This is a genomic window from Sphingomonas bacterium, assembly GCF_903644135.1.
Classification (GTDB): Bacteria; Pseudomonadota; Alphaproteobacteria; order Sphingomonadales; family Sphingomonadaceae; genus Sphingomonas.
In genome coordinates, this window is the sequence record NZ_CAHJXA010000108.1 from 1 (window position 1) to 8,311 (window position 8,311).

Here is an 8,311-nt window from a genome sequence, read left to right on the forward strand (position 1 = left end):
CGGCCGGTCTCCAGCGGCTGGCGCAGCGAGTCGAGCACCGCGCGCTGGAACTCGGGCAGCTCGTCGAGGAACAGGACGCCGAGGTGCGCGAGGCTGACCTCGCCCGGCTTCACGCGCAAGCCGCCGCCGGTCAGCGCCGCCATCGACGCCGAGTGGTGCGGGCTGCGGAACGGTCGCGCGCGGGTCAGGCGGCCGGCGGTCATCGTGCCGGCCACCGACTGCACCATGCTGACCTCAAGCGCCTCGGTCGCGTCGAGTGGCGGCAGGATGCCGGGCAGGCAGCTTGCCATCAGCGACTTGCCCGCGCCTGGTGGGCCGACCATCAGCAGGTTGTGGCCACCCGCGGCGGCGATCTCCAGTGCGCGCTTAGCGGTCTCCTGCCCCTTGACCTGACGCAGGTCGGGGCCGGCAACGGTCTCTTCCACCTCGCCGGGCTGCGGCGTGCCGAGCAGGCCATGGCCCTTGAAGTGGTTGATCAGCGCCAGCAGGTCGGGCGCGGCGACCACCTCCACGCCGCTTGCCCAGGCCGCCTCGGAGCCTTGCGCAGCGGGGCAGACCAGCCCCTTGCCTTCGCTTGCGGCATAGATGGCGGCGAGCAGCACGCCGGGGGAGGGGGCGATCCGCCCGTCGAGGCTCAGCTCACCGACGACGACATAGTCGGCCAGCGTCTCGACATCGACGACGCCCATCGCACCTAGCAGCGCCAGCGCGATCGGCAGGTCGAAATGCGACCCTTCCTTGGGCAGGTCGGCGGGCGACAGGTTGACCGCGATCCGCTTGGGCGGCAGCGCCAGCCCCATCGCCGCGATCGCCGCCCGCACTCGCTCGCGGCTCTCGCCGACCGCCTTGTCGCCCAGCCCGACGACGTTGAACGCGGGCAGGCCGGCGATCAGCTGAACCTGCACCTCGACCCCGCGCGCCTCCAGCCCCAAATAGGCCGCCGTCTGAACGATCGTTGCCATGGACCCCCCGTCTGGCGACAGCAGAAGGGCAAGCGGCCGCAAACGCAAGCGCTTTGGGGTTCAGCTCGCTTCGATGGTCAGCGCAGTGATCGTAAGCGTCACATCCGCTCCGTCATCCTCGATCCGATCGACGGCGATGCTGGCGACCAGATGCCCGGTTAGCGGCAGTTCGGCGTCGGGCAGGGTCGCGACCCAGCCGCCCAGGGCGGGCGAGCGCGGCGCGGCCAAGGTGATCGCGTGCTGCGCGCCGGCGAAGGTGGCGCTCGCCCAGGATCGCGAGCGGTGTTCGGTCACGCTGATGTCCAGTCCGACCGCACGACCGGCAGCCGTCAGCGTATGGGCGAGCCGCGCCTCTACCAGCGCGGCACCGGGGCGCTCAAGCCTCATGCCGTGGCTCGGCCATGAACGCCTCGATCCGCTGGGTGATGGCCTTGCCGAGCTGGCGGCCCATGCGCAGGTCGTGGACCAGCCGCGGATCGCGCACCGCCAGCCGGCCGAACTTCGATGGCGGTACTCCGGTCTGGCGGCAATAACGATCGATCTTGACCAGCAGCGACATACCCATCTCCGTTCCCGTCTTGATGAGTCGCGTTGTTCTATCTATGTTCCTACAAGTCGATAGGGAAAAACGTTCCTATTGGTACGATCGGAGCGACGATGGCGGCGGATGCCCGGACGACGGTAACACAGCAGGCGAGCGCGCGCGGCGAAACGCTCAAGGCGCTGTCGCAGATGCTCGGGCGTAATGCCGCCTATCTTCAGCAGTTCGTACGCCGCGGTTGCCCGCGCGTGCTCGATCCGCGCGATCGGCGGCTGCTGGCGGATCATTTCGGCATCGACGAGGGGCTGCTCGGCGGGATCGCGCCGGTGCGGCCGCTGCGGCTGCCGGTACTGGACATCGCCGCGTCGGCCGGGCCGGGAACGCTGGTCGACAGCGAGGTGATCGTCGGCGCGGGCACGGTCGATCGCGACCTCGCGCAGCAATTGGGGTTGAGGGCAGGGCGGGCGAGCATCCTCGGCGTGCGGGGCGACTCGATGGCACCGGGGCTGTTGGCGGGTGACCAGATCGTGGTCGACGAGGCCGACCGGACGCCGCGCGCCGATGGCGGCATCTACGTCATCCGGATCGACGATGCGGTGCTGGTCAAGCGCGTCGCCCGGCATGGCGGCCGGCTGGTGGTGACCAGCGACAACCCGGCGACACCGCCGGTCGGAGAGGGCGAGGTGATCGTGCTGGGCCGGGTCGTCTGGCAGATGCGACGACCCCGCTAGTTCAGCGCCGCGAACCTCGCCACCAGATGCCGAGCGACGCCGCCACGCCCAGCCCAAGGCCGATGAGGAACCCCGGCGTCGCCTCGCCGACCAGGAAGCCGACCGCCGCCCCGGCCAAGGTCCCGAGCGCGATCAGCGCGCCGCCTGCTGGGGGAGAGGATGAAGCCATGGCAAGCCTCTGCCACGTCCCGCGACGGGACGCCAGCGTGCCGGATCAGGACGCGCGGGACGGCTCGGTGGCTTCGGTGCTAGGCGCGTTTACCGTCGTGTGCCGCGCCTTTGTGTCGGTTCGCCACCTTGGCATGAGGCGTGTAAGGACGTGAAGATGCACTTGTACCTAGCCGAAGCTGGCCACGTCGCCGACGCCGCCGAACTGATCGCAACTTTCGGTGACAGCGCCGCTCTCGAAGCCGCCATCCGCGCCGGGCGCAGCCGCGACATCGGCAACCACCTTCATTTCTGCCGCTGGCGACAGGTCGAGCGGCTGATCGAGGTCCTGGCGAGCCCGGCGGCGCTGGGGACGATCCACTAGCGCATCCCTTGCCGCCGCGGCACGTTACAGCGCCATGGTCCGCCTGTTCCATGTCAGCGACGTTCACTTCGGCGCGGAAGATCCGGCCGCAATCGCCTGGTTTTCTAGGGCAGTTGCAGACGAGCAACCGGACGCGGTGGTGATGACCGGCGACCTGACGATGCGAGCGACGACGCGCGAGTTCCAGGCGGGCGGTGACTGGCTTAGGAGCTTGAACGTGCCGGTGACGCTGGAGGTCGGCAACCACGACATCCCATATTATTGGGACCCGCTGCGCCGCCTGTTCGCGCCTTACACCCGCTATGCAGCGGTCGAGCAGATGATCGAACGGCCGTTGACGATCGCCGGCGTCACGATCGTCCCGCTCAAGACAATCTCTCGCGCGCAATGGCGGGTCGATCAGTCGAAGGGGCGGGTAAGCCGGGGATCGCTGAACAACGCGCTCGCCCTGCTCGACAGCGCGCCGAAGGATGGCCTGATTTTCGTCGCCGCGCACCACCCGCTGATCGAGGGGCTCAACACCGGTAGCGGCCGAACGCGGCGCGGTGACACGGCGCTGACCGCGCTGGCGGCGGCGGGGGCGGACGCGGTGCTGTCGGGGCATGTCCACGATCCGTTCGACATACCCGTCGAGCGCGCCGGGCGAACGCTGAGGATGGTCGGCGCGGGCACGCTGTCGCAGCGGGTGCGCTCGACGCCGGCTTCGTTCAACGAACTGCTCGTCGACGGCAAGTCGTTGATCGTTACCGCGCGACGGATGGGTGATCTGTCATCGCAATGACGGACGGTTCGCGTATAATCAGGTCAACCAACAGGAGACTTTCCCGATGCTCGACCTGACCCGCCCCGATGGCTCCGAGCCGCAGGACTTCCACGTCACCCGCCGTACCGCGACCAGCCTGTTCTTCGCGGGCTATGCGCTGGCGGCGGTCTCGGCGGAGGCCGCGCCGATCACGACGCCAACGGCGGGGCTGACGATCGATGAGGTCATGGTGCCCAACGGCGATGCCAAGCCGCTGCCCGCCTATGTCGCGCGGCCCAAGGGCAATGGCCACCATCCGGCGGTAATCGTCGTCAACGAGATTTTCGGCGTCCACGCCTATATCAAGGACATCTGCCACCGCCTCGCCGCCGCCGGCTATGCCGCGATCGCGCCGGACTTCTTCTATCGCTCGGGCGTCGACCTGCCGGCGCTGACCGACATCAAGCAGATCATGCCGATCGTCCAGCAGGCCAGCATTGAGCAGGTCGACGGCGACGTGCGCGCGACCTCCGTCTGGCTGAAGGCGCAGCCCTTCGTGAAGCCCGCTGCGATCGGCATCACCGGCTTCTGCTGGGGCGGCGCGGTGGCGTGGCGGGCGGCGATGGTCGATCCCGACGTCAAGGCGGCGGTCGCCTGGTACGGCCAGCTCAAGCCGCTGATCGCGCGCGCGGGCGAGGTGAAGGTGCCGGTGCTGGGTCTCTACGGCGCGCAGGATCAGGGCATCACACAGGAGGACATCGCCGCGATGCAGACGGCGCTGAAGACGGCGGGCAACACCACCGCACAGATCAAGGTCTACGCCGACGCCGGTCACGGCTTCCACGCCGACTATCGCGCCAGCTACAACGAGGCGGACGCCAAGGACGGTTGGGCGCGCGCGCTGGCATGGTTCAAGGCGCACGCCGTAGCGTAGCGGCTCATCGGCGATGCCCGATCGGGATCAGCAGCCCCGCCGACACCGCCAGTGACTGTTCATGCTCGTTCGCCAGGCCGTAGCTGTAGCTGGGCTCCACGAACCAGCCGAGCTTGCGGCTGCGGCCGGGCCAGAACATGAAGTCGAGTGCCGCCTCGATCGCGAAGCTGTCCTCGTGACGGCCATGATCGACGGTGTGCGACCAGGACGGCCCGATGCCGGCCATGAACTCGGCCTTGTCGGATAGCGTCCAAGGCTTCTTGAACAGCAGGTCGACATCCCACTCGGTCTGGCCGCGATGGAACAACGGCGTGACGCCGCCCTCGATCTCCAGCACATGCTCGATCGGCGTGAACTCGGCGGCGATCGACGGGCCGTAGCTGGTCTCGCGGTGATTGAGACCGGTCTCGACCGCGCCGCCCAGCTCCAAGATCGCGGCGGGTTCGGGCGTTGCCTGCTGAGCAGAGGCGGTGACGGGCATCATCAGCGCCGCCGCGCATAATGACCATGTCTTTGCCCTGTGTACCATCCGCGTCCACCTCGATCTGCCGTGTGAACGCGCCTATGAACCCTGAAGCGACTAGAGGGTCAAGCGATGTCGAGCGCCAAGATGACGGGTTTCAGGATCGGCGATCTCGCCCGCGTGACTGCGACCAGGGTGGAGACGATCCGCTGGTATGAGAAGGTCGGTCTGATCGCCGCGCCCGCTCGTTCGGAGGCCAATTACCGGCTCTACGATCGCGCCGCGCTGAACCGGCTGAGCTTCATCCGCCGGGCCCGCGCGCTTGGCTTCTCGCTCGATCAGGTCCGTTCGCTGCTCGCGCTGTCGGGGGATCGCGGCCGGCGTTGCGGCTCGATCGACGTGCTCGCACAGGCGCATGTCGACGAGATCGATCGCAAGATCGCCGACCTTCAGGCGCTCCGCGGCGAACTGGCTGACCTGCTGGCGGCCTGTGGCGGCACGACCGTCGCCGATTGCAGTGTCGTCGAGGCGCTGGCCCCGGCCTGAAGCGAAACCGCCGCCCGGGGTCTCTCCCGGACGGCGGCTCGCATCGTCGTTCCTGAACCAGCCGATCAGCCGTTCAGATACTCACCAGCCGCCTCGTCGCTGCCGTCGCCCGAGGGCACGACCTCGGCCAGCGGATCGCTGCCGGTGCCGACATCCTCGCGCGGGCTACGCGCCAGCTCGGCGGCGTGCTCCTCCGCCGCGCTGAGCGGAGCGACGATCGCCGCTGCCAGCGAACGCTGCTGTGCGCGCAATGCCACGTCGCGGCTCGACGCCGCCACGCGCAGGCGGTTCATGCCGGCCCCGGTGCCCGCCGGGATCAGCCGCCCGACGATGACGTTCTCCTTCAGGCCCATCAGCGTGTCCTGCTTGCCCTGGACTGCCGCCTCGGTGAGGACGCGGGTGGTTTCCTGGAACGACGCCGCCGAGATGAAGCTGCGGGTCTGCAGCGACGCCTTGGTGATGCCAAGCAGCACCGGCTTGCCCTGTGCAGGCGTGCCGTTCGCTTCCAGCTTCGCGTTGGTGGCGTCCATCTCGTCGCGATCGACCTGCTCGCCCTTCAGGAGCGTCGTGTCGCCGCCATCGGTGATCTCGACCTTTTGCAGCATCTGGCGAACGATCACCTCGATGTGCTTGTCGTTGATCTTCACGCCCTGCAGACGATAGACCTCCTGGATTTCCGACACGAGATACTCAGCCAGCGGCTCGATCCCCATCGTCTCCAGGATGTCGTGCGGGTCGGGGCTGCCGCCGATCAGGTTGTCGCCACGCTTGACGTAGTCGCCTTCCTGAACGTCGATGACCTTCGACTTTGGCACCAGATACTCGACCACCTCGCCGCCATCCTCGGGCTGGATGCCGATCTTGCGCTTCGCCTTGTAGTCCTTGCCGAACACCACGCGGCCCGAGACCTTGGCGATGATCGCCGAGTCCTTGGGGATGCGCGCCTCGAACAGCTCCGCCACCCGCGGCAGACCGCCGGTGATGTCGCGGGTCTTGGCCGCCTCGCGGCTGACGCGGGCCAGCACGTCGCCGGCCTGTACCTGCGCGCCGTCCTCGACCGACAGCGTCGCGCCCGAGGCCAGCATGTAGCGGCCGGCCTCACCCGAATTCTCATCGAGCAGGGTCATGCGCGGGCGCAGATCCTCCTTCGACTTGGTGGGCACGCGATACTCGGTGACGACCCGCTGGGCGATGCCGGTCGCCTCGTCGGTCTGCTCGGTCAGCGTCTTGCCCTCGATCAGGTCCTGGAAGCGGACAATGCCGGGGTTCTCGGTGATGACCGGCATGGTGAACGGGTCCCATTCCGCCATCCGGTCGCCCTTGCTTACGATGTGGCCGTCGTCGAACATCACGTACGCGCCGTACGGGATGCGGTCGACCGCCAGTTCGCGGCCGTCCATGTCCATGATTGCGATCTCGCCCGAGCGGCTGAGCACCACGCGGCGGCCACGCTGGTCGACGATCAGGCGCAGATCGCGGAACTGGACCGTGCCGTCGGCATGAGCCTCAAGGTTGGACTGCTCGTTGAGCTGCGCCGCGCCGCCGATGTGGAAGGTGCGCATGGTCAGCTGCGTACCCGGCTCGCCGATCGACTGTGCCGCGATCACGCCGACCGCCTCGCCAATGTTGACCGGGGTGCCGCGGGCAAGGTCACGCCCGTAGCACTTGCCGCACACGCCGATCTTCGACTCGCAGACCAGAGGCGAGCGGATCTTGACCGCCGGGATGCCGGTCGCCTCGATCTTCGCCACCATCGGCTCGTCGAGCAACGTGCCCTGGGGGATGACGATCGCGCCGGTCTTGGCGTCAACGATGTCCTCCGCCGTGGTGCGGCCGAGGATGCGCTCGCCCAGGCTGGCGATGGTGGTGCCGCCCTGGACGATCGCCTTCATCTCCAGCGCGCGCTCGGTGCCGCAATCCTCCTCGATGATGACGCAATCCTGCGACACATCGACCAGACGGCGGGTGAGATAGCCCGAGTTGGCGGTCTTTAACGCCGTGTCCGCGAGGCCCTTGCGGGCACCGTGGGTGGAGTTGAAATACTCAAGGACGGTCAGGCCCTCCTTGAAGTTCGAGATGATCGGCGTCTCGATGATTTCACCCGACGGCTTGGCCATCAGCCCGCGCATACCGGCCAGCTGCTTGATCTGCGCCTGCGAGCCGCGCGCGCCCGAGTGGGCCATCATGTAGATCGAGTTGATGTCCTTCTCGCGCCCGTTGGGGAGCTTCCGGACCGCCTTGATCTCGTTCATCATCGAGTTCGCGACCTGGTCGCCGCAGCGGCTCCAGGCGTCGATCACCTTGTTGTACTTCTCCTGCTGGGTGATCAGGCCGTCCTGATACTGCTGCTCGAAGTCCTTCACCTGGTCGCGCGTCTCGTCGACCAGCGCGTCCTTGTCGGGCGCGACCAGCATGTCGTCCTTGCCGAACGAGATGCCCGCCTTGAAGGCGTGCCGGAAGCCCAGCGCCATGATCGCGTCGGCGAACAGCACCGTCTCCTTCTGACCGGTGTGACGATAGACCTCGTCGATCACGTCGCCGACGTCTTTCTTGGTGAGCAGGCGATTGACGGTCTCGAACGGCACCTTGGACGATTGCGGCAGCGTCTCGCCGAGCAGCATCCGGCCCGGCGTCGTTTCGAACCGCTTCATATACTGCTTGCCAGCTTCGTCGGTCTGCGGGACGCGGCTGACGATCTTGGTGTGCAGCGTGACCGCCTTCGCCTCCAGCGCCTGGTGCACCTCCGACATGTCGGAGATCAGCATGCCCTCGCCGGGCTCATTCTCCTTCATCATCGACAGGTAATAGAGGCCCAGCACCATGTCCTGCGACGGCACGATGATCGGCTTGCCGTTGGCGG

General features: G+C 67.7%; 11 protein-coding genes. 5 read left to right on the forward strand and 6 right to left on the reverse strand.

What is annotated here, in order from left to right; all coding sequences use genetic code 11:
• The 3 genes from HUU96_RS07385 to HUU96_RS07395 form a co-directional block, all read right to left on the reverse strand.
• Nucleotides 1-962, reverse strand: a 962-nt coding sequence (locus HUU96_RS07385) for a YifB family Mg chelatase-like AAA ATPase (protein WP_174292193.1), incomplete at its 3' end; no start/stop codon positions are given.
• A gap of 60 nt (nucleotides 963-1,022) precedes the next feature.
• Nucleotides 1,023-1,349: a hypothetical protein gene (locus HUU96_RS07390; RefSeq protein ID WP_174292194.1), complete on the reverse strand. Its 327-nt coding sequence runs from the start codon at nucleotides 1,347-1,349 to the stop codon at nucleotides 1,023-1,025.
• Nucleotides 1,339-1,521 carry a hypothetical protein gene (locus tag HUU96_RS07395; protein ID WP_174292195.1) on the reverse strand — a complete coding sequence of 61 codons (183 nt, stop codon included), beginning with the start codon at nucleotides 1,519-1,521 and terminating at the stop codon, nucleotides 1,339-1,341. Before HUU96_RS07395 ends, HUU96_RS07390 begins: the two co-directional genes overlap by 11 nt.
• A 98-nt stretch (nucleotides 1,522-1,619) precedes the next feature.
• On the opposite strand from HUU96_RS07395, the gene HUU96_RS07400 reads away from it, so the two are divergent.
• Nucleotides 1,620-2,234 carry a S24 family peptidase gene (locus HUU96_RS07400; RefSeq protein WP_174292196.1) on the forward strand — a complete coding sequence of 205 codons (615 nt, stop codon included), beginning with the start codon at nucleotides 1,620-1,622 and terminating at the stop codon, nucleotides 2,232-2,234.
• Between the two features lies 1 nt (nucleotide 2,235).
• On the opposite strand, the gene HUU96_RS07405 is transcribed toward HUU96_RS07400, so the two are convergent.
• Nucleotides 2,236-2,403, reverse strand: coding sequence for a hypothetical protein (locus HUU96_RS07405; protein ID WP_174292197.1), 168 nt, complete (start codon nucleotides 2,401-2,403; stop codon nucleotides 2,236-2,238).
• A gap of 156 nt (nucleotides 2,404-2,559) precedes the next feature.
• Here HUU96_RS07405 and HUU96_RS07410 point away from each other — a divergent pair, with 156 nt between their 5' ends.
• Genes HUU96_RS07410 through HUU96_RS07420 form a run of 3 tightly spaced genes read left to right on the forward strand, consistent with a single transcriptional unit; the run spans nucleotide 2,560 to nucleotide 4,442 of the window.
• The gene (locus HUU96_RS07410) at nucleotides 2,560-2,766 is read left to right on the forward strand and encodes a hypothetical protein (RefSeq protein WP_174292198.1); all 207 of its coding nucleotides are present in this window, start codon (nucleotides 2,560-2,562) and stop codon (nucleotides 2,764-2,766) included.
• Between the two features lie 34 nt (nucleotides 2,767-2,800).
• Nucleotides 2,801-3,547, forward strand: coding sequence for a metallophosphoesterase family protein (locus tag HUU96_RS07415; RefSeq protein ID WP_174292199.1), 747 nt, complete (start codon nucleotides 2,801-2,803; stop codon nucleotides 3,545-3,547).
• Nucleotides 3,548-3,593: 46 nt separating this feature from the next.
• Nucleotides 3,594-4,442 (forward strand): dienelactone hydrolase family protein, encoded by an 849-nt coding sequence (locus HUU96_RS07420; RefSeq protein ID WP_174292200.1) that lies wholly within the window; start codon nucleotides 3,594-3,596, stop codon nucleotides 4,440-4,442.
• A 4-nt stretch (nucleotides 4,443-4,446) separates the two neighbouring features.
• Here the strand turns inward: HUU96_RS07420 and HUU96_RS07425 are convergent, their stop codons facing one another.
• Nucleotides 4,447-4,971 carry a hypothetical protein gene (locus HUU96_RS07425; protein ID WP_174292201.1) on the reverse strand — a complete coding sequence of 175 codons (525 nt, stop codon included), beginning with the start codon at nucleotides 4,969-4,971 and terminating at the stop codon, nucleotides 4,447-4,449.
• A gap of 81 nt (nucleotides 4,972-5,052) precedes the next feature.
• Here HUU96_RS07425 and HUU96_RS07430 point away from each other — a divergent pair, with 81 nt between their 5' ends.
• Entirely contained in the window at nucleotides 5,053-5,451 is a 399-nt protein-coding gene (locus tag HUU96_RS07430; RefSeq protein ID WP_174292202.1) for a MerR family transcriptional regulator, read from the forward strand.
• A 65-nt stretch (nucleotides 5,452-5,516) separates the two neighbouring features.
• Here the strand turns inward: HUU96_RS07430 and HUU96_RS07435 are convergent.
• On the reverse strand, nucleotides 5,517-8,311 hold a 2,795-nt coding region (locus HUU96_RS07435; protein WP_174292203.1), incomplete at its 5' end, for a DNA-directed RNA polymerase subunit beta'.